Origin of the sequence: Deinococcus taeanensis, from assembly GCF_020229735.1 — a bacterium.
GTDB lineage: Bacteria > Deinococcota > Deinococci > Deinococcales > Deinococcaceae > Deinococcus > Deinococcus taeanensis.
Genome location: NZ_CP083455.1, coordinates 1353810 through 1377641 on the forward strand (window position 1 = coordinate 1353810; position 23832 = coordinate 1377641).

The window sequence follows — 23832 nt, forward strand, 5'->3', positions numbered from 1 at the left end:
GCCGTTCGCGCTGGGGGTTACTTGCGGAAGCTGGGGTTCAGGATCTTCTTGCGCAGGCGGATGCTCTGGGGCGTCAGTTCGACGAGTTCGTCCTCACTGATGTACTCTAGGGCGTCTTCCAGGCTCATGCGCTTGGGGGGAATCAGGGTCAGGGCCTCGTCGGCGCCGCTGGAGCGGACGTTCGTGAGCTTCTTGTTCTTGCAGACGTTGACGTTCATGTCCTGCTCGCGGGCGTTCTCACCCACGATCATGCCCACGTAGACGTCCTGGCCGGCGTCGATGAAGAAGCTGCCGCGGTCCTGGAGTTTCCAGATGCTGTACGCGAAGGCCACGCCGTCTTCCATGCTGACCAGCGAGCCGTTCTGGCGGGTTTTGAGGTCGCCGGCCCAGGGCGCGTAGCCGTCGAAGATGTGACTCATGATGCCTTCGCCCTGCGTCATGGACAGGAACTGGGTGCGGAAGCCGAACAGGGCGCGGCTGGGAATCTTGAACTCCACGCGGGTGCGGTTGCCCTGGGGTTCCATGTTCACCATCTGTCCCTTGCGGGCGCCGAGCACACCGATGACGGTGCTGGAGTGGTGCTCCGGGACGTCGATCACGAGGTGCTCGATGGGCTCGTGCTTCTCGCCGTCGATCTCGCGGATGATGACCTGGGGGGCACCCACCTGCACTTCGTAGCCTTCGCGGCGCATGGTTTCCAGCAGGATCGAGAGGTGCAGCTCACCGCGGCCGGACACCTTGAACTCGTCGGGGCGGATTTCCTCGACCTTCAGGGACACGTTGGTCATCACTTCGCGCTTGAGGCGGTCGTTGATGTGGCGGGACGTGACGTACTTGCCTTCCTTGCCGGCGAACGGGGAGGTGTTCGGCTGGAAGATCATGGACACGGTGGGTTCGTCCACGGTGATGATGGGCAGCGCTTCGGGGTCGGCCAGGTCAGCGACGGTCTCACCAATCTGGGCGTCTTCGATGCCGGCGAGCGCCACGATGTCCCCGGCGCCCACCTGATCAACTTCAATGCGGCGCAGGCCCATGTGCGTGAAGGGCTGCACGACGCGCGACTTGGTCATGGTGCCGTCTTTGTGCATCAGCTGCACAAATTCGCCTTTCTTGACGGTGCCGCGCTGCACGCGGCCCAGCACGATGCGGCCCAGGTACTCGGAGTAGTCGAGGTTGGTGACGAGCATCTGGAAGGGGGCTTCCAGGTCGACCTGGGGGGCCGGGATCTGCTCGAGCACCATCTCGAACAGTTCGTGCATGTCGTCCTGGGGGCTGTTCAGGTCCCGGAACGCCTTGCCTTCGCGGGCGATGGCGTACAGGATCGGGAAGTCGAGCTGGTCGTCGTTGGCGCCGAGTTCGGCCATCAGGTCGAAGGTGAGGTTCACGACTTCTTCGGGGCGGGCGTCGTTGCGGTCGATCTTGTTGATGACCACGATGGGCTTGAGGCCCAGTTCGATGGCCTTGCGGAGCACGAAGCGGGTCTGGGGCATGGGGCCTTCGGCGGCGTCCACGAGCACCAGGGCGCCGTCGACCATGCCGAGCACGCGTTCCACTTCCCCGCCGAAGTCGGCGTGGCCGGGGGTGTCAACGATGTTGATCTTCACGCCGTTGTATTCCACGGCGGTGTTCTTCGCCAGAATGGTGATGCCGCGCTCGCGTTCGAGGTCGTTGCTGTCCATGGCGCGCTCGGTGATTTCCTCACCGTGGCCGAGTTTCAGGGTCTGCTTGAGCAGGCCGTCGACGAGTGTGGTCTTGCCGTGGTCGACGTGGGCGATGATGGCGATGTTGCGGTATTCCATGTGATTCTCAGCTCCCTTGTTGTCGGAGCGGTTGGCCCTCTGCGCGCGCGCCGGCGGCCTTCTGCTCTCGTAGGCACGAAAAAGCCCGCCACACGTCTTGTGGGCGGGACACCCAAACATGAAGTTTAGCAGATTGAACGGGCCTAAGAGTGCCGGGCGCCGCCATCGCCGGTTGGAGCGGCGTTCGCCGCGGTGGGCGCCTCCGGGTCAAGGGCCGCTTCGAGGTCCAGTTCGCCCTCCTCGAGCTGACGTTCCAGTTCCGCTTCCTGAATCTCGGCGCGGGCGCGGCGCACGACTTCGCGGGCTTCGTCCTCGCGGTCGAGCTGTTCCTCAACCACGCCGCTGATCAGAGCCATGGCAACCGCGTCGGGAATGTCGGGCGAGTCCCGCTGGTAGAAGTGCTGGTACACCGCCTTGATGACAATGAGGAACGGAACGGTGAGGAACGCGCCGATCACGCCGAACACACCGCCGAACAGCACCACACCCACAATGACGCTCAGCGGGTGCAGGTTTCCGGCGCCGCCCACAATGAACGGGCTGAGCGCGAAGCCGGAGATCTGCTGGAACACCAGCACGAACAGAGCGACGTACAGGGCGCGCTGCGGGTCCTCCGCCAGTGTGAACAGCACCGGCGGAATGGTTGCCAGGATCGGGCCGACTGTGGGAATGAGCTCGGCCAGGGCGGCCAGGATGCCGAAGACCAGCCAGTTCTGCACGCCGAGCAGGTAGAAGCCCAGGGCGGTGCAGCTGCCCGTGACGAGCATGACCAGCAGCGTGGCGCGCCCCCACGCTCCGGTCTGCTTGAGAATCTGCGCCAGGGCGTACGTGGCGTTCAGCCGGTGGCGCGGCGGCACGGCGCCCAGGATCCCGTTGACAAGGGGAACCGGGTTGCCCAGCACGTACACGACCATCACCAGGGTGATCAGGCCGGTGAACAGGCCGCCCAAAACAAGACTGAGGATGCTCGGGAGCGCGGCAGTGGCGCGGGTTCCGAGTTTGCCGAGCTGCAGTTGCAGTTGCCCGATGGCGTCGTCGGGCAGCATGGCGTCCATCTGCGGGTGGGCGCGCAGCCAGGCGGTCAGTTTCGGCTCGATGCGGCTGAGGTCAAACGTGCTGCTGCCCAGGCTGCCGAGCTGCGCCGCGATGGGTGGAAGGGCGAGGAAGCCCACGCCCACCAGTACAGCCACGACCAGCAAAACGGTGAGGGCGCCGGCAGCGGCGCGCGGCAGCCAGCGTTCCAGCGTGCGGGCCAACGGGTTCAGCGCGGTGGCGACGATGACGGCCAGGGTAATGGCCAGCAGGCTGGGCGCGACCTTGCCGAAGAAGCTCAGCAGCAGCAGCAGGGCGATCACGGCCGCGGCGACCGGCATGAGGTTCACCACGAAAATGCTGGCGGGTGGCCGGGAAGTACGTGGGGCGTTCACGGCCACCTTGGTGCTGCGTGTGTGGAGTTCATGAGAAATTTAGTGTAGAGGGCCCCGCCCGGTCCTGGTGGTGGTCAGGGCCGCGCCCGCTTGATCGTCTCTTTACCCTCCGGAGGCCCACCAGGAGGAGCTTCCTGCCGTTGCAGGTGCACGGATTCCTGGACGTCCCGACAACACCGCAGGACTGGACCAGCATCCTGCCCCTGCTCAAGCTGGGGCTCGGGAGCGACGACATCGTGTTCATCACCCTGCTCGCGTTCCACCTGCCGCGTGCGCACCACGATCTGGCCCGCACCATTGAGCTGGATCTGACAGTGGTGACGCGCGTGGCGCTGCTGACTGGCATTGGGTGGCTCACGCGGAGGCCAGCATCCCTGCTCACTCCATTCAGGCTGGCGGTGATCGTCCGGGACCTGATCCTGCTGGACAAAGGGCTGTTCGTGATGGTCAAAAGTGTCCTGAAGCTGTCCCACATGGCGGCCCATTCGCTGGACACCGGAGATGGGCACCGGAGAAACGCAGGGCGAGCAGACGTCCTTGCGGGGCGTGATCATTCAGATCCCGGTGAGTGATCTGGGGTGCCGTCCGGACAGCGTCATGGTGGAGATTGGGTTCAGCGGGTACATCCCGGTGATGGCCGCAGCGGTGGTGCTGGCGACGCTGAATCATGGTAGGGCCAGCGTGCCAATCAGCCGCTCCCCGGACGCGCATCCGCCCCAGCAGCGGCTGGCGGTCACGTTTCTGCTGTTGGTGGGCACGAGTCTGGTGTCCAGGGCCTCTGGGTCGGGTGGGAAAGCGCATCCCTGTACTTCACGATCTTGTTCCCAGGCAGAGTGATCTGTTCACCGTCAGGGTGTCCCGCACGGTCCGTCATCAGACGGTGGCGCACGCGCTTCGGAACGTCGGGTGGCAGCGCCGTAAAGGTGGGTTTTCTGCCACGCAGTGTCCGCAGGACCGCTGAACAAGACGCAGCCATGTCCGGTGAAGAGTTATTGATCCCTGCGTAAATGTGTAGCATCTGAGTGTGACCGTACCTCCCTGGCGACCCAGCCGCCTCACCCGCAACCAACTGGAAGAACGACGTCTCGCCGCTCAACCTGCACTGAACGACCCCCGTCGCACGACCCGCGACCTGGCGCACCAGTTCGGCGTCGCTGAAGTCACGATCCGGGCCTGGCGAGCCCGGCTCAGATGGAACGGCGAGGACGCGCTGCGCGCGTCCCGCGCCACCGGCCGCCCCGAGAAGCTCACGGGCGCACAGCAGGACGAGATCGGTCTGATCCTGGATGGTGACGCCCGATTACACGGCTTCGAGACCAGCGGGTGGACCACGCCAAAAATCCGGCATGTGATCGGTGTGACGTATGGCATCTGGCTTGATGGCGCGCACCTGTCGCGAAAACTGAAACGCTGGGGGTTCTCGTATCAGCGGCCCGCGGTGCGGGCCGTAGAGCGCAATGAAGACGACATTGCCAGCTGGGTGCGCGTCCACCGGGACGCGCTGGGAAAAAAAAGTCCGTGAAGGTGCCACACTCGTGTTCCTGGACGAGAGTGGCTTCAGCCTGAAAACAACGAAGGTCCGCACGTGGGGGCGCTGCGGCCAGACTCCCATCATCCCGACCAAACTCCGCTGGGAACACCTGTCCGTGATCGGTGCCATCACCACAGGTGGACAGTTTCTGCACCACACGCACCGCGGCGCGGTGTGCTCAGTGCAGGTCGTGGATTTCCTTGCGCATGTCTTGCGCCACGTGGCTGGCGAAGTCATCGTGGTGCTGGATCGAGCCATGATCCACCGGTCAAAAGCCGTTCAGGCGTTCGTGCAGGAGCACGAACGCCTGTCGTTGGTCTACCTGCCGCCGTATGCGCCGGAACTGAACCCGATTGAATTGATCTGGGCGGATCTCAAGCGGAATGTGGTGGGGAACTTCTACGCGCTATCGGTGGCAGCGTTGAAAATGCGCTTGACGGTCGGATGGCAGCGAATCCGGCGCAGAGGGTTACCACTGGCCTTCATCCGGGGTGCGCCCTTCACCGTATCGTTATCGATTTAAGCAAGAATCAGTATGTCCGGCACCTACGCTCACGGCAGGACCCCGCCTGCTATCCTGAAGGTACCTAACGAGCGTTTGTTTCGACCTCTCCCCGCCCCGGAGGTTTTTCATGAAAAGCAAGAACGAGTGGATGCAGAGCGTCTACGGCCCCGCCACCCAGAAATTCCCTGAACGCAAGTACAACTTCAAGAACCTCTCTGACCTGGACCCGGAGCCGATCTACACGGCCGACGACCTGAAGGACTGGGACGCCGAACGCGACCTGGGCTACCCGGGCGAATTCCCGTACACGCGCGGCGTTCAGCCCAGCGTGTACCGCGGAAAACTCTGGACAATGCGGATGTTCGCGGGGTTCGGCAGCGCCGAGCAGACCAACGAGCGCTTCCACGCCCTGCTCCGCGCCGGACAGACGGGTCTGTCCACGGCGTTCGACCTGCCGACCCTGATGGGGTACGACAGCGACCACCCGTTCAGCAAGGGTGAGGTGGGCAAGTGTGGCGTGGCCGTGTCCTCCCTGGCCGACATGGAAATCCTGTTCCGCGGCATTGACCCGACGCAGGTCACGACGTCCATGACCATCAACTCCCCGGCGAACGCAATCTGGGCGATGTACATTGCCAACGCGCAGAAGCAGGGCAAGGATCTCGGGCAGGTGGGCGGCACCATTCAGAACGACATCCTCAAGGAATTCATCGCGCAGAAGGAGTTCATCTACCCGCCGGCGCCCAGCGTGAAGCTGGTGATCGACACCTTCGAGTGGGGCCCGAAGACCCTGCCGAAATGGAACTTCATTTCCGTAAGCGGGTATCACATCCGTGAGGCTGGCGCGACCGGCGTGCAGGAACTCGCCTTTACGCTCGCCGACGGGTTTCACTATGTGGAGAAGGCCCTGGAGCGCGGGCTGGATATTGACGAGTTTGCGCCGCGCATCTCGTTCTTCTGGGACATTCACAATGACTTTTTCGAGGAGATCGCCAAGCTCCGCGCTGCCCGGCGCATCTGGGCGCGGCAGATGCGGGACCGGTACGGCGCGAAGAGTCCCCGCTCCTGGATGCTGCGGACCCACTCGCAGACGGCAGGCGTGTCCCTGCCAGCGCAGCAGCCCCTGAACAACATCGCACGGGTCGCGATTCAGGCCATGGCAGCGGTGCTGGGCGGCACCCAGAGCCTCCACACCGACTCCTTCGATGAGGCGCTGGCACTCCCCACCGAGGAGGCCGCCACGATCGCCCTGCGCACCCAGCAGATCATTGCGTACGAGACTGGCGTGGCGGGCGTCGTGGACCCGCTGGCAGGCAGCTACTACGTGGAGAAGTTCACCAATGACATTGAAGCGGCGGCGATGGGGTACATCGAGCAGATCCGCATGATGGGCGGCGTGGAAGCGGGCATCGACAACGGCTTCTTCCAGCTGGAAATGGCCGAAGCGGCCTACCGGTACCAGCGGGAAGTAGAGCGCCGGGACCGGATCATCGTGGGTGTCAACGAGTTCGTGCAGGACGCCGTGGAAGTTCCCATCCAGCTGATCGACCCCCAGGTGGAGCGGGTGCAGGAAGCGCGGCTGGCGCAGGTCCGGCGCGAACGCGATCCGCAGCGGGTGCAGGCGGCTCTGGAGGCCCTGCGCGACACGGCAGTCACCGGTGCGAACTCCATGCCGGCGTTCCTCGAGTGTGCGCACGCGTACTGCACGCTGGGCGAGCAGATGGACGTCCTGAAAACCGTGTACGGCGAGTACGTGGAACCCGCCGTCGTGTAAAACCCCTGGCGCACCCCCGGGCCCAGGCTCTGACCCGACGTGGTGCCTGGGTTCCGCGTCTCTTGCGGCGCAGATGAGGAAGCGCTGTCGCAGGCATGAATGCCGTCCAGGCCCCCCTCAGGCTAGGGTGACGCATGACCCCCATCACCCCCACCATGTCGCTGCAAGCCATCCTGGACCGCCTGGGTGCCCAGGGCACCACCGACCGGGAAGCGCTGATCATGCGCGAGGTTCTGAATGACCACATGGGCGGCGCGACCCTGGAGGACATTCCCGACGAGGAATGGCTGCGTCTGATGGGCCTGATGGAACAGCGCAAACTGCAAGGCGACCCCAACATGCTCTGAGCGCCGCCCCGTCCGCGCCCGGCCGCTGCTCTATGCTGAGCGCACCTTGAGCACTGACGCCCAGTCCCGCCCGGCCGGCCGGCCGTCTCTCACAGTGGTCCTCAATCCCCAGGCCGGGGGCGGCCAGGCCCTCCGGTCCTGGCCCCGGCTTCGGGATGAACTTGACCGCCGCGGCCTGCGCTACACCCTCATTCAGGAGAGCAGCGCTGCGGCTGCCGCCAGCCGGGTCCAGAGTCTGGCCCCGGGCGTAGCGGTGATGGCGGTCGGCGGCGACGGAACCATCGGGGCGCTCCTGCCCGCACTGGTGAACAGCGACCGGCAGCTGGCCATCATGCCGCTGGGCACCGGGAACGACTTCGCCGGCCTGCTGGGCCTGAAACCCGGCGCGTTCGGTGAGGCGCTGGACCGGCTGGCCTTCACGCCCCGCAGTGTGGACGCCCTGCGCGTGCGCTGCAGGGCGCCGGATGGGCAGCAGACCGAGCGGTGGCTGCTGAACGGCCTCGGCATGGGGTTCGACGCGGACGTCACCGCGAACATGCCGCGCGTTCCGCGGGCCGTGCGGGGGTTCGCCCGGTACGCCTGGGCGGCGGTGATCACCCTGCGGGAACTGAAGCTGTCGAACGTGACCGTCCAGGCGGACGGGCAGGTGGTGTACGCCGGGCCGAGCGCCATTGTGGCGGTCATGAACGGCACCCGGTACGGCGGAGGTTTCCGGATCAGTCCGGCGTCTGACGTGCGGGACGGCCGCGTGAACGTCGTGGTCGGCGGGCCGATGAACCGCCTTCAGCTCGCGGACCTGATGGGGCGCGTTCTGCGGGGCGCGCACCTGGGTCACCCGCTGGTGCACACCGCGGCCGCCCAGGAGGTGACGGTGACGTGGCACCGGCCGGTGCGGGTGCATCTGGACGGCGACCTGAGTGGCGCCGTGACCGGCATGGACGTGCAGACCGTGCCGGGTGCCGTGCGGCTGCTGAACGCCTGGCGCCCAGAAGAAGGCCACCCGGGAGCTTCGTCCGCTTCCCGGGTGGCCTTCTTCTGACGTTAAGCCGTGAGGGTCGCGGCGGGCGGTTCGGCGCGCCCACCGAGCTTCTGCCAGAAGTACACCGCGGCAATCAGGCCCAGCGCGAGCAGGTTCCACAGGATGTGGGTGGGGATGATCAGGATGAAGGACGCCACGAGCAGCAGCAGCATCTGAAGCGGGTTCGTCCGGCGGTGCAGGAAGCGCAGTGTGGCGGCGCTGAACGCCACGAGTCCGATGAACGCAAAGATGATCATGGGGATGGCCTCACCCCAGCCCACGCCGCCCAGCCGCCCGTTGGCAATGAGGAGCAGCTGCGGGTTGAAGAACATCATGTACGCCAGCAGCGCGGTCCGCAGTTCGTACTGGAAGGCCTGAACGCCGGTTGCGACGGGATTGCCGCCGCTGATGGCCGCGGCGGCGAAGGCGGCCAGCGCGACTGGGGGGGTGCTGTCGGCCATGATGCCGAAGTAGAACACGAACATGTGAACAGGCAGCATCTGCGCCGGGTTGCTGGGCTCGAGGCCGGCAATCTTGGCGATGATGGGGACAATCAGGGCGCTCATCAGGATGTAGTTCGCGGTGGTGGGCAGACCCATGCCCAGGATCAGGGCAATGAGCTGCGCCATGACCAGCACCATCAGGACCGCGCCGAAGGTCGCCACCTGCGGACCCGCGAAGCCCAGCAGGCTGCGCATGCCGTCACTGGCGAGCTGCACAATGTCGGCCAGCCCGAAGCCCAGGCCGGTGATGGTCACGATCCCAACGATGATGCCGGCAGCGGCCGTGGCGATGGCAATGCCGATCATGGAGCGCGCGCCGGATTCGAAGGCTTCGATGATCTTGCGCGCGCCGTCCAGCACGCCGCGGCCCACGCCGCGGCCATCCCGGGCAGCCAGGAAGCCTTCCTGCACGAGCATCATGACCAGCATCACCACGATGGTGTTCAGGGCGACGCGTTCAGGCGTGGCGTCCGGGTTCACGCTGAGCGTGCCGATCAGGTACCCCAGCGGCAGCATGTAGTACCAGCCGGACAGCAGCGTCTGCCGCACGCGCGGCAGTTCGTTTTTCGGCACGCCCCTCAGGCCGAGCTTCAGCGCCTCGATGTGCGACACGACGAGCAGCGCGCCGTAGCACAGGAAGGCCGGAATGGCGGCCGCGAGAATCAGGCTGCGGTACTCGATGTTCAGGTTCTGCGCCATGATGAACGCCGCGGCGCCCATGACGGGCGGCATCAGCTGACCGTTACTGGAGCTGGCGACCTCGATGGCGCCGGCCTTCTCGCGGCTGTAACCGGTGCGGATCATGGTGCCGATGGTGATGTTCCCGCCGGTCACGACGTTGCTGACGGCAGAACCCGAAATCACGCCGTTCAGGGCGCTGGACAGGATGCTGGCCTTGGCGGCCCCGCCGCGGAAGCCGCCCAGCAGGCCCTGCGCGACGCGCATGAACCAGTCCCCGGCGCCCAGCTTGTCGAACACGCTTCCGAACAGCACAAACAGGAACACGATCTGGGCGGACACGCCGATCGCCGTGCCGAAAATCCCTTCGGTGTTCGCGAACAGCTGGCCCACCACCTGTGGCCAGGTCTGCCCGGCGTGCAGTTGCAGGTTCGGGCCCAGGTCCCCGCGGATCAGGCCCTTGGGGCCGGTGAGGGCGTACAGGATGAACACGGCGGCCACGATGGGCATGGCGACGCCGATGGTGCGCCACGCGGCCAGCAGGAGCAGCAGGACCATGCCGCTGCCCACCCAGACGTCGGTGCTGGTGAGCAGGCCGCCCTGTTCGTTGGCGATGTGCGGGTACTGCGTGATGAGGTACGCGGCGGTGCCGGTCGCGCCGATGCCCAGGATCCAGTCGTACCAGGGCACGCGCGTCTGGGGCTCCCCGGGCGTTTTACGGAACGGGAAGACGAGGTAGGTCAGGAAGAACGCGAAGCCCAGGTGGGTGGCGCGCAGGGTGAGGGTGTCGATATTGCCAACCTGAGCGGCGTACATCTGGTACAGGCACCAGGCGACGGCCACCAGGGTGACGAGGGTTTTCTGCCAGCTGAAGAGTTTGCGTCCGCCGGTCTCGGCGGCTTCCACCATTTCCAGGGCGCGGCGTTCCCCTTCGGTCATTTCGGCGCCGGGTGGGGTGAGGGTCGGGTCGGAACTGATGGGTCGGGTGGGGTCGCTCATGGGGTCCTCATGGGGTGAAAGGCGAACGGGCCAGCCGAACAGGAGCTCGACTGGCCCGGCAGGTGGCCGTTACTTGACGTTCAGGCCTTTTTCCCGGAAGAACTTCACGGCGCCGGCGTGCAGGGGCGCCGGGATGCCCTTGACGGCCTTCTCGTAGCTGAAGTTGGTGGCGAGGCTGGGGTGCAGCGCCTTGACGTCCGCGTCGCTGTTGAAGATGGCCTTCATGGCCTTGTACACGGCGTCCTCGCTGACGTTCGTGCTGGTCACCAGGGTGGCCTGCACGGCCACGCTGGGCACGGTGGCACCCACGCCCTTGTAGCTCTTGGCAGGAATGTTGTACCGCACGTAGAAGGGGTACTTCTTGATCAGGCTGGCGGCCTGGTTGCCGCCGACGGGCACCATGGCGACGTCCACCGTCTGCGCGATCTGGCTGATGGCGCTGGCGCCCACGCCCACCGTGTAGAACAGCGCGTCGGCGCGTTTGTCCTGCATCAGGGTGATGCCCTGCGCAGGAGACACGCGCAGCGCCTGCCCGAGGTCATCGAAGCCCATGCCGTAGGCTTCAAGGACCTGCCTGGCGGTCAGCTCGGTGCCGGAGCCCAGGTCGCCGATCACAACGCGTTTGCCCTTGAGATCAGCGATGGAGCGGATGCCGCTGTCCTTGCGGGCCACGACGTGCAGCACCTCGGGGTACAGCACGGCCATGGTGCGCAGCTTGGTGTTCGCCTTGCCCTGGAAGGCCTGCAGGCCCGTGCCCTTGTACGCGTAGTACACCACGTCGTTCTGGGCGACGGCAGCGTCAAGTTCGCCGCTGGCGATGGCGTTCACGTTGAACACGCTGCCGCCCGTGGAGCGGGCGTTGGCGCGGACGCCGGCGCCGGCGTCGTTGATCATCTTCGCCATGCCCGTGGCGACGGGAAAGTACACCCCGGTGGTGCTGCCGGAACCGATGGTGAGGAAGGTGGTGCCCTGCGCCAGGGCGAGGGCGGCCGTGCCGAGCACGAGAACCGCCGTAATCTGTTTGGTGTGTTTCTTCATGACTCCTCCGGGAGACGGTCAGGGCGGCGCCCTGACCAGAACGTGACAGGTGCGGCGATGGTACCACAGGGCAATTTATTCGCATTGGGCGTTGTTTCCCACTGTCTGGCCCTGCCCGCCGGGTGGGCGGCACCGGCCGTGGGCGCTACAGTGCGTGGCATGACGCACAGCACGCCCCCGACTGCCCAGACTCCGCTCGATCCGTCCGGCGCGAAGGCGCGGCCCGCCGGGCCGCCCATGATCGAGGCTGTGGGCGTGGAGAAGCACTTCGGCACGTTTCATGCACTCAGGGGCGTGAACCTCACGGTGCAGTCCGGCGAGGTCGTCGTGATTATCGGCCCGAGCGGGAGTGGGAAAAGTACCTTCATCCGCACGCTGAACGCGCTCGACCCGCATGACGGCGGCCGGATCACCGTGGATCAGATCCCCCTGGACGGTCAGGGGAACCTGGACGCGATCCGGCGGGAGGTGGGGATGGTGTTCCAGTCGTTCAATCTGTTTCCGCACCTGACGGTGCTGGACAACATCACGCTCGCGCCCATGCGGGTGCGCCGCCAGAGCAAGGCCGACGCCGAGGCGCGCGGCCTGGAGCTGCTGCGCCGGGTCGGCATCGAGGAGCAGGCCCACAAGTACCCCGCCCAGCTCTCCGGCGGCCAACAGCAGCGCGTCGCCATCGCCCGCGCGCTCGCCATGGACCCCAAGGTCATGCTGTTCGACGAGCCCACCTCCGCCCTGGACCCCGAGATGATCAAGGAGGTTCTGGACGTCATGAAGGAACTTGCCCGCAGCGGCATGACCATGCTCGTCGTCACGCACGAGATGGGCTTCGCGCGGGAGGTCGCCGACCGCATCCTGTTCTTCGATCAGGGCACGATCGTCGAGGACACCACCCCGGAAGCCTTCTACCAGAACCCCCAGCATGACCGCGCCAAGGCCTTTCTCAGCAAGATCCTCGGCCACTGAGGCCAGGGCCTGCGGCTCAGGGGAGGGTTCACGCTCTCCCCTTCTCTTGTGCTCCGGGCGGCTTTACGCGTCGCGCCGCAGGTTCCCGCACCCCCACCACGCGCCGGCACACAGCAGGCCGCTGAGGATGAACACGGGGCCGTACCCGGCGCGGTCGGCCAGCAGGCCGCCCAGGACGGGCGTGAACAGCGCCGCGCCGACCAGGGTGTTCAGCGTGCCGATGTAGCGGCTGCGGGCGTCTTCCGGAGCGATGTTCAGCAGGTGGTTGGTGTGCCCCAGGTTGAAACCCTGCGCGGCGACGCTGGTGAGCATGAACGCGATCAGGTACGTCCAGGTGGGCAGGTGCAGGGTGCCGACCGTCAGGGCCCACAGGGGCGCCAGGCCGTAGAACACGGTCGCGTAGCGGATGATGCGCCGCGAGCCCTTCCGTTCCGCAACGCGCTGCCAGACGAGGTTGGAGAAGGGAGCGGCGCCGGTGAGGACCATCACGAAGGTCCCGAGCGCGGCGGGGGGGTAGTGCAGGTCCCGCAGGGCGTACACCGCCAGGAACGGGTCGCTCATGCTGGCGGCGGCGAGCAGCAGCCGCACGGTGAGAAACGCGCGGAAGTGCGGGTCCCGCAGGGTTTCGGGCACGGCGCGCAGTTCGGCGCGGGTGCCCTGGGGTTCCCGGGGGGGGTCGGCGGGTTCCTGCACGAGACCGAACACCCAGTAGCCGAACGTGAAGGCAACGGTGCCCAGGGCGAAGATCAGGGCGTAGTTCAGTGGGAAGGGCAGGTCGCTGCCCAGAATGGCGCGGACGAGCAGACCTGCGCCGAAGGCGAGCAGGCCGCCGTACAGGTTGCGGGTGCCGAAGAAGCGGGCGCGGCGTTCGCTGGGGACGGTCTTGCTGATCACTTCAAGGAACGGCAGGCCGCTCACGCCGGAGGCCAGGGCGTTCAGGCTCATGGCGACGATAAACAGCGTCAGGCACAGTGCGGGCCGGTCGCTGAGCAGCGCGGCGGCCAGCACCATGAAGATGTAGGCGCTGGTTCTTACCAGGGCCGCGGAGCGGTACACCGGCAGTTTGTACGGCAGGGCGCGGACGCGTGCGGCGACGAGTAACTGGGGCAGCATCCAGCCGCCGCCGGCAATGCCGGGCAGCAGACCGATCACCCAGTTGGGCGCGCCGAGGCGGGCAGCGAAGCCGGTGAGAACCACGGCAACGCTGAGGAAGCCGTCGCCCAGGAAGACGGCCCAGCCGTTGAGAATGCCGAGCCGTTCGTTCCGGTTCCAGGGGGCCCGACGGGTCATGCGGCGCATTATCCGCCCGGACCGGTTCCGTTGACCGGGGTGGCTGGACACCCCCTCAGCTCAGGAGGTCCAGGCCGTCGAGCACGACACTGGCGTGCGCTTCCACGGTCAGGCTGTGGTCGTGGTTGTACCCGCCGGCCATCATGGTCACTACCGGCAGGCCCGCCTGGCGCGCCCAGGTGAGGACCGTGCGGTTGCGCTCCCGCACGCCGTCCAGCGTGAGTGCGAAGCGACCGAAACGGTCACCGGCCAGCACGTCCACCCCGGCCAGGTACAGCAGCAGGTCCGGCCGGAAGGCCTCCAGGGCGGGCAGGGCCTGCTGACGCAGCACACGGAGGTAGTCGTGGTCCGTGACGCCGTCGGGCAGTCCCAGGTCCAGGCTGCTGCGTTCCTTGCGGAACGGATAGTTGCGCTCGCCGTGGATGCTGAGCGTGAAGGCGCGTGGCTCGGGGCCCAGCAGGGCGGCGGTGCCGTTGCCCTGGTGTACGTCCAGGTCGAGCACGGCGACGCGGGAGGCCAGCCCGCCGGAGAGGGCGAGGCGGGTGAGGATGGCGGCGTCGTTGACCAGGCAGAAGCCTTCCGCGCGGTCCAGGAAGGCGTGGTGGGTACCGCCCGCGAGGTTGATGCCCCACCCGCAGGCGAGAGCGTCGTGCAGAGCGGCGAGGGAGCCGCCCGCGGCGCGGCGGGCGCGTTCGACCACTTCGGGGCTCCACGGCAGGCCGAAGGCGCGCTCCTCGTGGCGGTCAATCTCACCGCGCCGCCAGCGGCGCAGCCAGTGGGGGTCATGGGCGCGCGCGGCGTCCGCCCAGGAGAGGTTGGGTGTGTCGAGAATGGGCAGCAGGCCGCTCAGGCGCTCACGCACGCCGGCGTACTTGTAGGCGGGAAAGCGGTGGCCTTCGGGGAGGGGAAAGGTGTACGCGGCGGGGGTCCAGGCGCGGTAGGGGGCGGTCACGCCGTTCAGTGTGCCGCGTGGGCTGCGCGGCGGCGGCGTGAGAGGACACGGAGTACTTTGACGTTTCGATTGATTGACTTTTCACACTGTGCGCAGCCGACATTTACAGGTTGTACAAACCTTGTACGATCCGGGCAGTTCGAGCCGCCGCGTGCCCTTCCCTCTCCCCCCCGCACTGCGGGCGGCCCGAAGGAGTCTCCCCATGACCTACCTTGCCCCGACCAGCTCACTGCATCTCACGGACCCCAACCGCACCGTCCGCCGCGGGCAGACGCTGTACTACGCCGGCGACGCGGCGCCCAGCCTGTACCGGCTGGACAGCGGCCTCATGCGCGCCGTGCGCCTGACCCCCCAGGGCCGGAACCTCACCGTGCGTCACATCCGGCCCGGCGACATCTTCGGTGAGGAGTGCCTGCACGGCCAGACCCGCGGACACCAGGTGGTTGCCCTGACGGACGCCGTCCTGACCCCCATCCACCCGCAGCACCTGTCGGCCGCTGACCTGTGGGACCTGACCCGCAGCCTCAGCGCACAGCTGCAGCGCATGATGACCGACGGCGTGCACATTCAGGACGGCGACCTGCGTGAACGCATTGCCCGCTACCTCCTGAACCTCGCCGGCAGCAGCCTGGGCGGCACTCACCCGGACGGGGTCCGCTTCGTGCGCGCCACGCATGAACTGATTGCCGAGGGCACCGGCGCCACGCGCGAAAGTGTGAGCAAACTCATCGGGGAGATGCGGGATGACGGTCTGCTCAGCCCCGCCTACCGCTGCCTGACACTCACGGACGAGGCCGGCCTGCGCCTGCTGAGCGGCTACCACGGCTGAACGCTCTGCTGCCCGGCGCGCCGCCCCCACCCAGGGGCGGCGCGCCGCCTTGAGCAGGGCTCCCACCCGGCGATTCTGTCCGGCACGTAGAATGGCGCGCATGCGCATTCGCCTTGACCCCTGGCCCGTGGACCTTGAAGGCGGACAGCTGACCCTCGCCCCGTTTCAGGGGGACCTGATTGACATTGAAACGCCCCGCTGGGCGGCCATTCCGGCCCGGCCTCTTCCACAGGGCCTGCGGCGCGTGTATGTCGTGGATGGCAAACGCCGCATGGAATCCCGCGTGTTCCTGGAAGACGCTCACGGCAGCGCCGGCATGGGCGGCTTCGGGGCGTTCGTGGTGGGCGCCGTGAGCCTGTGTCCGCACGGCACCCGCCCCGCCGAACTGCTTGACGTGCGCGCGCAGCGGGTGCTGGCCCACGCGCCGGACCTTCTCGTGAATCCCACGCAGCTCTCCCCCCGGGACCCGCACACCGGGCAGCTGCTGTACACGCCCGTCGCCACCGAGGGCAGCGACCCGCTCGCGCCGCTACACCGGCTGCAGGCGCTGATGCTGAATGCCGAGCAGGACCTGTCGCACGCGTACGCGTCCAGCGTGCCTTTCGACGAGACCGACGACACTGAACCCCTCACGGCCCTGACCCTGCAGGACGGCACGCTGCGCCGCGGCGGCGCCACGCTGGGCGGCGCGGTCGTCGGGTACGTGAAGACCATGCAGACGCAGTACCTTCCGCCCGACCGGGTGGGCCTGCTGTCCGGGCTGAAACCCGGCGAGCGCACCCCGATCCTGCACATGAAGTCCGAAACGGGCCGCAGCACGCGCTTCACCTGGTACGTGCGCCTGTGCGAGGCGGCTTTCTACCAGCATCCCATGAGCGGCGTCATGCGCCTGGAAATGTACGCGCCGCCCGAACCGGACTTCCTGCCGCGCACCGTGCGTGAGGTGGCGAATCTGTCCGGCACGCTGCTGTGCCGCCTGGGCAGCGCACCGCACAAGGACCCACGTGCGCCACAGAACCTGATTCCCACCGCGGCTCTGGAGCAGGCCATGACGCGCGCCATGGGCAGCGCCGACCTGATCACGCGCCGCATCCGGGCGCATATCGCCGCGGCGTACGGCCAGGAGGCCGTCGCGTGACCCGGCCTGAAGGTCAGGGCGGGCCGCACCCGGGCGCGGTGGTGGGCATGGTGCTGGGCACGCAGGACGTCACCCCGGTGAGCTTCTGGTTTGCGGTGCTGCCCGGCGCCAGCGTGCAGCTCGACGACCTTGTGGTGGTCGGGACCCGCAAGCCCGACGGAGCGGAGGTCCGCTTCTACGGCATTGTGGATCACGTCCGCACGCGGCATGAGGGCGTCACCTTCGACAGTGACGTGCAGGACGTTGTTGCCGGGCTATTGCCTGCCAGCGTGAGCTACGCGGCGCGGGTGCTCGTGACGCGGGTGCACCCCGAGAATTTCATTCCGCCTCAGCCGGGCGACGCAGTCCGCCACGCGCGCGACGCGGACCTGCGCATGGCCCTGAGCGCTGACAAGATGGGTGACAAGGCCTTTCCCGGCGGGCTCCTGGCCGACGGGCAGGTGATGCCCATCAACTACCGGTTCGTGAACGGCGAGAACGGCGGGCACATCAACATCAGCGGGATCTCCGGCGTGGCCACGAAAACCAGTTTCGCGCTGTTCCTGCTGCACTCCATCTTCCGCAGCGGCGTGATGGGGGCCAGTGCGTCGGCCGGGCGGGCCCTGATCTTCAACGTCAAGGGTGAGGACCTGCTGTTCCTCGATCAGCCCAACCGGGATGTGACGGCGCGCGAGGCCGACGCTCAGGCGCAGAAGGGACTGCCCCGGTCGCGGTACGCCCTGATGGGTCTGCCCGCCGAGCCGTTCCGGGACGTGCAGTTCCTGGCGCCGCCCCGCCCAGGGAGCAGCGGAACGATTGTCGCGCATGTCGAACAGCGCGCCAGCGGCGTCACGCCGTTCCTGTACTCCCTGCGGGAGTTCTGCCTGCGCCGCATGCTGCCGTACGTGTTCGTGGACCGCGACGCGAGCGTGAACCTGGGGTTCGTGATCGGCAGCATTGAGGAACGCCTGTACCGTCTCGCGCAGGGGGCCGACACGCCGTACCTGACCGTGGAGGACTGGCAGCCCGACACGGAGCAGCTGCTGGACGAGGACGTCCGCTTTGACGAGATGGGCGGCGTGCGCCTCAGCACCTTCGCGCAGCTCGTGGCCTACCTGGAGTACAAACTCCTGGACGCCAACGACGGCGAGGGCGACCGCCGCTGGGTGGGCAAGCAGGCGCCCGCCACCCTGCAGGCGTTCATCCGCCGGCTGCGGGGCGTGCAGAAACACCTCACGCCGCTGGTACGCGGGGACATCACGGTCACGCAGGCCGCCCAGTACCGGCCGGATCCTCTCAAGGCGGGCGTTCAGACGACCGTGGTGGATATTCACACGCTGTCCGCCACGGCCCAGATGTTCGTGGTGGGCGTGCTGCTGCGCGACCTGTTCGAGCACAAGGAGCGGGTCGGCCGCCAGGACACGGTGTTCGTGGTGCTGGACGAACTGAACAAGTACGCGCCGCGCGACGGGGACAGTCCCATCAAGGACGTGCTGCTGGATATCGCCGAGCGTGGCCGCAGCCTGGGCATCATCCTGATCGGCGCTCAGCAGACGGCCAGTGAGGTCGAACGGCGCATCGTGTCAAACGCCGCGGTGCGGGTGGTCGGCCGGCTGGACCTCGCGGAGGCCGAGCGGCCCGAGTACCGCTTCCTGCCCCAGAGCTTTCGCGCGCGCGCCGGCATTCTGCAGCCCGGAACGATGCTGGTCAGCCAGCCGGACGTTCCGAACCCCGTGCTGGTGAACTACCCGTTCCCGGCCTGGGCGACCCGCAAGGATGAGGTGGATGACCTGCAGGGCCGCGCCGCGCAGGAGGTCGGCGAGGACTGGCTGCGCTGAGCCCCTGCGGAAGGGGAAGGCGCCACGCGGAGTCACGCGGCGCCTTCCCCTTCCGGGTGCACGGTTCAGAGCTGTTTTACGAGGATGGGAGTGGTCGTGGGCTGCTCACTGCCGCCCACGGGCTCCACACTGACCGCCACAGTCTGGCCCGCCTGCGCCCGGGCGATAACGATGCCCTGACCGTCGAACACGCCGGCGCTCACGGGCTTGCCGTCCTCGATACGCCACAGCTGGTACACGCGGTTCTCGGGCGCCAGGACGTTCAGGTGAACGTAGGCCCGGCCGTCGGGCAGGCGGATCAGCTGACCCACGTCCTGACCGTTGGCGGTCAGTGGCTGCACCTGGGCGCCGGGCGCCGCACTGTACTGGCTGAGCAGATCTTGCGGCGGTTGCGGCCGCAGGAACAGCACCCCGAGCGTCAGGGCGGCCACCACGCTCATCAGCATGAGGCGCCAGTTCAGGTGGCGTGCGGGTCCCGCAGCCGGGGCGGGCGGCGCGGCAGGCAGCACCTGGTTGGGGCGGGCGTGGGCCTGCTCACGGCGCAGCCGGGCCATCAACCGCTCCTCGGCGCCAGCGGGAACGGCCTGTGGGGGAAGTTCGTCGGGAAGGGCGTGCAGCGCGGCAAGATCGGCGTGGTAGTCGTCCATCAAGGCGGGGTCGGCCTCTAGGGCGGCACGCACGCGTGCCTCATCCGCGGGAGCCAGCTGGCCCAGGGCGAAGCTGAGGATGTCGTCTCTGGTTGTGGTCACGCGTGTTTCACCTGCCTTGCGTTTATCCTGCGCGCAGCGTTGGAGTGGGGGCGGGGCATTCAGCTGGACAGGCCCAGCTGGGTTCGCATTCGGTCAATCGCAGAACGCAAACGGGATTTTACTGTACCGACCGGCAGGCCCGTGATGATGGCCAGTTCGCTGTGGGAGTAGCCGCGGTAGTACGCGAGTTCCACCAGGGTGCGCTGCGCTTCGTCCAGACCCTGCACAGCGCGCTCCGCCATAATCTGGTTCTCAGGGTCGGGGGGGCTGGTGGGGGTGTCCCACTCCTCGATTTCGAGGGCAGTGTCGGGACGGTCACGGAGTTCCTGCAGGAACCGGTGGTGGGCGATACTCACCAGCCAGGTTTTGGCCTTGGCCCGTTTCGGGTCGAACCGCCCGGCGTGCTTCCAGGCGTTCATGAAGGCGTCCTGGACACAGGATTCAACATCATCAGCCTGACGGAGCATCCGGTGTCCGAGGGAATACAGGAGACGCGCGTAGCGCCGGTGAAGTTCCTGCAAGGCCTCCTCCGTGCCGCCGGCCATGGCGTGGATCAGTGCCTCGTCGGGCAGGTCGGGGTGCAGGGAAGGCGTCATAGATGCCTGTCAAGCGTACCAGCCTCAGGCTGGTGCCGCGCGGCCTGGAACCCTTACAGATGGTTCATCGTGCCGGTACTGTTCAGGCCTGGGGGGTGACGTCACGGGCAGGTACGGGCGCCGGCACGGCCACCTGGGCGGCCGGGGCATCCGGCGTGCTGATGCCGGCCGTCAGTTCTTCACGCAGACCCTGGGTACTCTTGCGGAATTCACGCAGGCCGTGACCGAGGCTCTTGCCCAGTTCCGGAAGTTTGCGGGGACCAAAGACGACCAGAGCGACAAGCAGAATCACGATAAGTTCGGGGGCACCAATGTTGGGCATGAAGTCTCCTCCTGGAGGGGTAAGGGGGTGGGGGGCCGCTGTTCACTCAGACATATGCACTCCGGGCGCAATTGGATCACCGGGCGTCTGCCGCAGGGGAGCGGGTACACTGCGCGCCGTGAGTACGTTGCCCTCCCCCGCCCCGCTGATCGTGACTGCCACCCCAGGCCGCCTGGACGCGGTGCTCTCAGGCCTGAGCGGCGCGAGCCGGTCGCAGGTGGCCGGGTGGATTGCCGGTGGGTTCGTGCAGGTGGGCACAGAGGTGGCCGTGAAGGCCAGCCTGAAGTTGCGGGGGGGCGAGACGCTGACCGTGCAGGTGCCGCCGCCGCCGGACGCGACGGTCGAGCCTGAACAGGTGCCGCTGGAGGTGCTGTACGAGGACGAGTACCTGATTGCGGTGAACAAGCCCGCGGGAATGGTCACCCACCCGGCGCCGGGCGTGACGACCGGCACGCTGGTGAACGCCCTGCTGGGCCGCATGGCCCTGCCGGAACAGTCAGGATTTGACGGGCCGGACGGGTACCGGCCAGGCATTGTGCACCGACTGGACCGGGACACCAGCGGCGTGATCGTGGTGGCCAAAACGGTGGGAGCGCACGCGCGGCTCGCGGCGGCGTTCAAGGACCGCGAAACCCGCAAGACGTACCTGGCGATCGCGGCGGGGCAGTGGCGGGCGCAGGAGCAGGTGAACGTGGACGTCTCAATCGGCCGGCACCCGGTGCAGCGCCAGCGCATGACGGTCGGCGGCGCCCATCCGCGTGAAGCTCAGACGCTGTTCACGCCGCTGGCCGTTCATCCGGATGGGCATGGGCGCACGCTGGCGCTGGTGCGGGCGCAGCCGCGGACGGGCCGCACCCACCAGATCCGGGTGCATCTGGCGCATCTGGGCAGCCCGATCCTGGGTGACAGCGTCTACGGCCGGGAGAGCGAGGTCATGAAACGGCACGCGCTGCACGCGCAGTTCCTGACCGTGCCGCACCCGGTCAGCGGTGCGGCGCTGCAGCTGCACGCGCCGGTACCGGACGATCTGCTGCACGCGTGGGTCACGCTGGGCGGTCAGGTGCCGGACGACCTGGAACGCGCGCCGCGCTGAACACCACTTGCTTTATGACCCCCAAGGGTGTATAGTATCAATTCGTGCGCCGCGGCGGGAAGTTCCCGGGCGGCTGGAGAGTGCCCCCACTTTCAGGACATGCTGGATGCCGTTTCAAGGGCGTTTGCTGGTCACTGGGGCTGTGCTTTCCCGAAAGGACCACAAATGAACTTTGATCAACTGATTGCGCCCGAACTCGCGGCGCGTCTCGCCGAGCGCGGTATTACGGAAGCCAGCCCCATCCAGGCCGAAAGCCTGCCCCACACCCTGCAGGGCCGCGACATGATCGGCCGCGCCCGCACCGGCACCGGCAAGACGCTGGCCTTTGCCCTGCCCATCATCAGCAAGATGGAACCCAGCCGCGAACGTGCCCGCCTGCCCCGCGCCATCGTCGTGGCCCCCACCCGCGAACTGGCCAAGCAGGTTGCCGAGGAGTTCAGCAAGAGCGGCGTCGGCCTGACCACCGTCACCGTGTACGGCGGCGCTGCCTACGCCCCGCAGGAAAACGCGCTGCGCCGTGGCGTGGACGTCGTGGTCGGCACCCCCGGCCGCCTCATTGACCACCTCGAACGCGGCAACCTCGACCTCAGCGCCGTAGAATTCGCAGTGCTGGACGAAGCGGACGAAATGCTCTCCGTCGGCTTCGCCGAAGCGATCGAAACCATCCTGCAGAAAACGCCGGAAACCCGTCAGACCATGCTGTTCAGCGCCACCCTCAACGGTGACATCAAGCGCCTGTCGCGCAAGTACCTGAACGACCCCCTGCTGCTGGACATGGTTGGGGAAGGCAAGAGCCAGGCGGCGCAGACCGTCGAGCACCTGAAGGTGAAGGTGGGCCGCACCCGCACCCGCGTGCTCGCCGACCTGCTCACCATCTACAACCCGGAAAAAGCCATCGTGTTCACCCGCACCAAGCGTGAAGCGGACGAACTGGCCAACGAACTGATTCACCGCGGCATTGAAAGCGAAGCGCTTCACGGCGACCTCGCCCAGAGCCAGCGTGAACGTGCCCTCGGCGCCTTCCGCAATGGCCGTGCCAACGTCCTGGTCGCCACCGACGTGGCTGCGCGTGGTCTGGACATTCCGGAAGTGGACCTGGTGGTGCAGTACCACCTGCCGCAGGACCCCGACAGCTACGTGCACCGCTCCGGCCGTACAGGCCGCGCGGGCCGCACCGGCACGGCCATCATCATGTACAGCGACCGGGAAAACCGCGAAGTGATGGGCCTGGAACGCGTGACCGGCGTGCGCTTCATCGAGCGTCCCCTCCCCACCCCCAAGGAAGTGCAGGCCGCGAGCGCCCGCACCAGCGCCGACATGGTCCGCAAGGTGGACACCGGCGTGGCGAGCACCTTCCAGGCGGAAGCCGAACGTCTGTTCAGTGAGCTGGGCCTGGAAGCCCTGGCGCGCGCCCTGGCGAAGATCAGCGGCGTGACCGAGCCCGTCAAGGCCGCCAGCCTCCTCAGCGGCGAGGAAGGTCAGACGACCATCGTGCTGCACGCCGAGCGCATGAGTGTGGCGCGCGCCGTGGCCGTCATCGCCCGCAACAGCGACCTCGACACCCGCCGGCTGGGCAAGGTCCGTCAGTGGCGCGGCGGTGCGGTCGCCGACGTGCCCAGCGAATTCGTGGAGAAACTCCTGGCTGCCAGCCCGCTGGAAGGTGAGGTGCAGGTGGAAGTGGCTCAGGAACTCCCCGAACTATTCGAGCAGCCCACCCGTGAACGCCGTGAAGGCAGCGGCGGCTACCAGGGTGGCCGTGGCTACCGCGACGACCGTGGCGGTGGCGGTTCGCGCGGCGGGTACCAGGGCGGAAGCCGTGGCGGGCAGGGTCAGGGCCGCTGGAGCCGTGACCGTGACGACCGTGGCGGACGGCCCCGCGAGGACTTCGCGGACCGCGAGTTCGTGCCTTCCAGCCGCTGAACGCTGATATCAGTAAACGCCCCCTCCACACAGGAGGGGGCGTTTGCATGCTGAAGGGCGGTACCCTGACTGGAACGGGTGGCACTCAGGCCAGAGTGCTCCGCACGTGCAGCGCGCGCCGGGAGCGGGTCTGGTCAGTCGCGGGGGCGGCGAATCGCGGCGAACAGCAGGGAGAACACCACCACGGTCACCAGGTACGACGCGAGGGAGATCAGAGGGTTGAAGGCGGGGCTGAGCACGTCGTGCGCGAACTTGTAGATGGCGTAAGGTACCGCCCAGCCCAGGGCGTACAGGCCTGCCCGGGCGAGGAAGGCCCGCGTGAGCACGGCCTGAGGGAAGTACCGCATGGGCAGCAGCATCGCCGGCAGCAGCAGCAGCTGGGCCAGGAAGAACCAGGCGGGCAGCGCCTCCAGGCCGTAGTCGAGCGCGGCAAAGACAATGTTAAGCGCCCCAATCACCGCGCCGGTGATCAGGGCCGTTCTGAGCATCTGGGCATTCACCCGGTTATGCTGCCACGTTGCGCGCCGCGGGGAGGCGGACTGGA

22 protein-coding genes are annotated in these 23832 nt (G+C 67.3%); 12 read left to right on the forward strand and 10 right to left on the reverse strand.

Annotated elements, in window-relative coordinates; translation table 11 throughout:
* Positions 1-17: 17 nt before the first annotated feature.
* Entirely contained in the window at positions 18-1799 is a 1782-nt protein-coding gene (gene typA / locus LAJ19_RS06620; protein ID WP_225477761.1) for a translational GTPase TypA, read from the reverse strand.
* Between the two features lie 143 nt (positions 1800-1942).
* Complete coding sequence (locus tag LAJ19_RS06625) at positions 1943-3226, reverse strand: AI-2E family transporter (protein WP_225477764.1); 1284 nt, start codon at positions 3224-3226, stop codon at positions 1943-1945.
* 140 nt (positions 3227-3366) lie between these two features.
* Between LAJ19_RS06625 and LAJ19_RS06630 the strand changes: the two genes are divergently transcribed.
* The 6 genes from LAJ19_RS06630 to LAJ19_RS06655 all read left to right on the forward strand — a co-directional run bounded on the left by LAJ19_RS06630 (position 3367) and on the right by LAJ19_RS06655 (position 8422).
* Positions 3367-3798: a TerC family protein gene (locus LAJ19_RS06630; RefSeq protein WP_225477765.1), complete on the forward strand. Its 432-nt coding sequence runs from the start codon at positions 3367-3369 to the stop codon at positions 3796-3798.
* Entirely contained in the window at positions 3728-4063 is a 336-nt protein-coding gene (locus LAJ19_RS22045) for a TerC family protein (RefSeq protein WP_225477767.1), read from the forward strand. Before LAJ19_RS06630 ends, LAJ19_RS22045 begins: the two co-directional genes overlap by 71 nt.
* Before the next feature lie 187 nt (positions 4064-4250).
* A protein-coding gene (locus LAJ19_RS06640; RefSeq protein ID WP_225477769.1) for an IS630 family transposase occupies positions 4251-5280 on the forward strand; the annotation gives its coding sequence in 2 pieces (ribosomal slippage) (positions 4251-4712 and positions 4714-5280; 1029 coding nt in all).
* A 109-nt stretch (positions 5281-5389) separates the two neighbouring features.
* On the forward strand, positions 5390-7036 hold the full coding sequence (locus LAJ19_RS06645) for a methylmalonyl-CoA mutase family protein (RefSeq protein ID WP_225477771.1): 1647 nt from the start codon (positions 5390-5392) through the stop codon (positions 7034-7036).
* 134 nt (positions 7037-7170) lie between these two features.
* A complete protein-coding gene (locus LAJ19_RS06650) occupies positions 7171-7383 on the forward strand; it encodes a hypothetical protein (protein ID WP_225477772.1) in 213 nt (70 codons plus the stop codon).
* A 46-nt stretch (positions 7384-7429) separates the two neighbouring features.
* The gene (locus LAJ19_RS06655; protein WP_225477774.1) at positions 7430-8422 is read left to right on the forward strand and encodes a diacylglycerol/lipid kinase family protein; all 993 of its coding nucleotides are present in this window, start codon (positions 7430-7432) and stop codon (positions 8420-8422) included.
* A gap of 2 nt (positions 8423-8424) precedes the next feature.
* On the opposite strand, the gene LAJ19_RS06660 is transcribed toward LAJ19_RS06655, so the two are convergent.
* Both LAJ19_RS06660 and LAJ19_RS06665 read right to left on the reverse strand, forming a co-directional pair.
* Positions 8425-10581, reverse strand: a complete 2157-nt coding sequence (locus tag LAJ19_RS06660) for a TRAP transporter permease (RefSeq protein WP_225477776.1) — start codon at positions 10579-10581, stop codon at positions 8425-8427.
* 69 nt (positions 10582-10650) lie between these two features.
* A complete protein-coding gene (locus tag LAJ19_RS06665; RefSeq protein WP_225477778.1) occupies positions 10651-11619 on the reverse strand; it encodes a TAXI family TRAP transporter solute-binding subunit in 969 nt (322 codons plus the stop codon).
* A gap of 237 nt (positions 11620-11856) precedes the next feature.
* On the opposite strand from LAJ19_RS06665, the gene LAJ19_RS06670 reads away from it, so the two are divergent.
* Positions 11857-12582: an amino acid ABC transporter ATP-binding protein gene (locus LAJ19_RS06670; protein WP_225523214.1), complete on the forward strand. Its 726-nt coding sequence runs from the start codon at positions 11857-11859 to the stop codon at positions 12580-12582.
* Positions 12583-12645: 63 nt separating this feature from the next.
* Here LAJ19_RS06670 and LAJ19_RS06675 read toward each other — a convergent pair whose 3' ends face one another.
* Complete coding sequence (locus LAJ19_RS06675) at positions 12646-13872, reverse strand: MFS transporter (RefSeq protein WP_225477780.1); 1227 nt, start codon at positions 13870-13872, stop codon at positions 12646-12648.
* Between the two features lie 55 nt (positions 13873-13927).
* Positions 13928-14824, reverse strand: a complete 897-nt coding sequence (locus LAJ19_RS06680) for a histone deacetylase family protein (RefSeq protein ID WP_225477782.1) — start codon at positions 14822-14824, stop codon at positions 13928-13930.
* Between the two features lie 202 nt (positions 14825-15026).
* On the opposite strand from LAJ19_RS06680, the gene LAJ19_RS06685 reads away from it, so the two are divergent.
* The 3 genes from LAJ19_RS06685 (at position 15027) to LAJ19_RS06695 (ending at position 18608) form a co-directional block, all read left to right on the forward strand.
* Entirely contained in the window at positions 15027-15653 is a 627-nt protein-coding gene (locus LAJ19_RS06685; protein WP_225477783.1) for a cyclic nucleotide-binding domain-containing protein, read from the forward strand.
* 91 nt (positions 15654-15744) lie between these two features.
* The gene (locus LAJ19_RS06690) at positions 15745-16791 is read left to right on the forward strand and encodes a DNA double-strand break repair nuclease NurA (protein ID WP_225477784.1); all 1047 of its coding nucleotides are present in this window, start codon (positions 15745-15747) and stop codon (positions 16789-16791) included.
* Between the two features lie 47 nt (positions 16792-16838).
* Positions 16839-18608 (forward strand): ATP-binding protein, encoded by a 1770-nt coding sequence (locus LAJ19_RS06695; RefSeq protein ID WP_225523215.1) that lies wholly within the window; start codon positions 16839-16841, stop codon positions 18606-18608.
* A 65-nt stretch (positions 18609-18673) separates the two neighbouring features.
* Here LAJ19_RS06695 and LAJ19_RS06700 read toward each other — a convergent pair whose 3' ends face one another.
* From LAJ19_RS06700 to LAJ19_RS06710, 3 genes are all read right to left on the reverse strand, one after another.
* Positions 18674-19357, reverse strand: a complete 684-nt coding sequence (locus tag LAJ19_RS06700) for an anti-sigma factor (protein WP_225477786.1) — start codon at positions 19355-19357, stop codon at positions 18674-18676.
* 59 nt (positions 19358-19416) lie between these two features.
* On the reverse strand, positions 19417-19953 hold the full coding sequence (locus LAJ19_RS06705; RefSeq protein ID WP_225477788.1) for an RNA polymerase sigma factor: 537 nt from the start codon (positions 19951-19953) through the stop codon (positions 19417-19419).
* An 82-nt stretch (positions 19954-20035) separates the two neighbouring features.
* A complete protein-coding gene (locus tag LAJ19_RS06710; protein ID WP_225477790.1) occupies positions 20036-20275 on the reverse strand; it encodes a Sec-independent protein translocase subunit TatA/TatB in 240 nt (79 codons plus the stop codon).
* A gap of 127 nt (positions 20276-20402) precedes the next feature.
* On the opposite strand from LAJ19_RS06710, the gene LAJ19_RS06715 reads away from it, so the two are divergent.
* Together LAJ19_RS06715 and LAJ19_RS06720 are read left to right on the forward strand one after the other, a co-directional pair.
* Positions 20403-21368: an RluA family pseudouridine synthase gene (locus LAJ19_RS06715; protein ID WP_225523216.1), complete on the forward strand. Its 966-nt coding sequence runs from the start codon at positions 20403-20405 to the stop codon at positions 21366-21368.
* A gap of 165 nt (positions 21369-21533) precedes the next feature.
* On the forward strand, positions 21534-23288 hold the full coding sequence (locus LAJ19_RS06720) for a DEAD/DEAH box RNA helicase (protein WP_225477792.1): 1755 nt from the start codon (positions 21534-21536) through the stop codon (positions 23286-23288).
* A gap of 134 nt (positions 23289-23422) precedes the next feature.
* Here LAJ19_RS06720 and LAJ19_RS06725 read toward each other — a convergent pair whose 3' ends face one another.
* Entirely contained in the window at positions 23423-23788 is a 366-nt protein-coding gene (locus LAJ19_RS06725) for a hypothetical protein (protein ID WP_225477794.1), read from the reverse strand.
* Positions 23789-23832 lie beyond the last annotated feature (44 nt).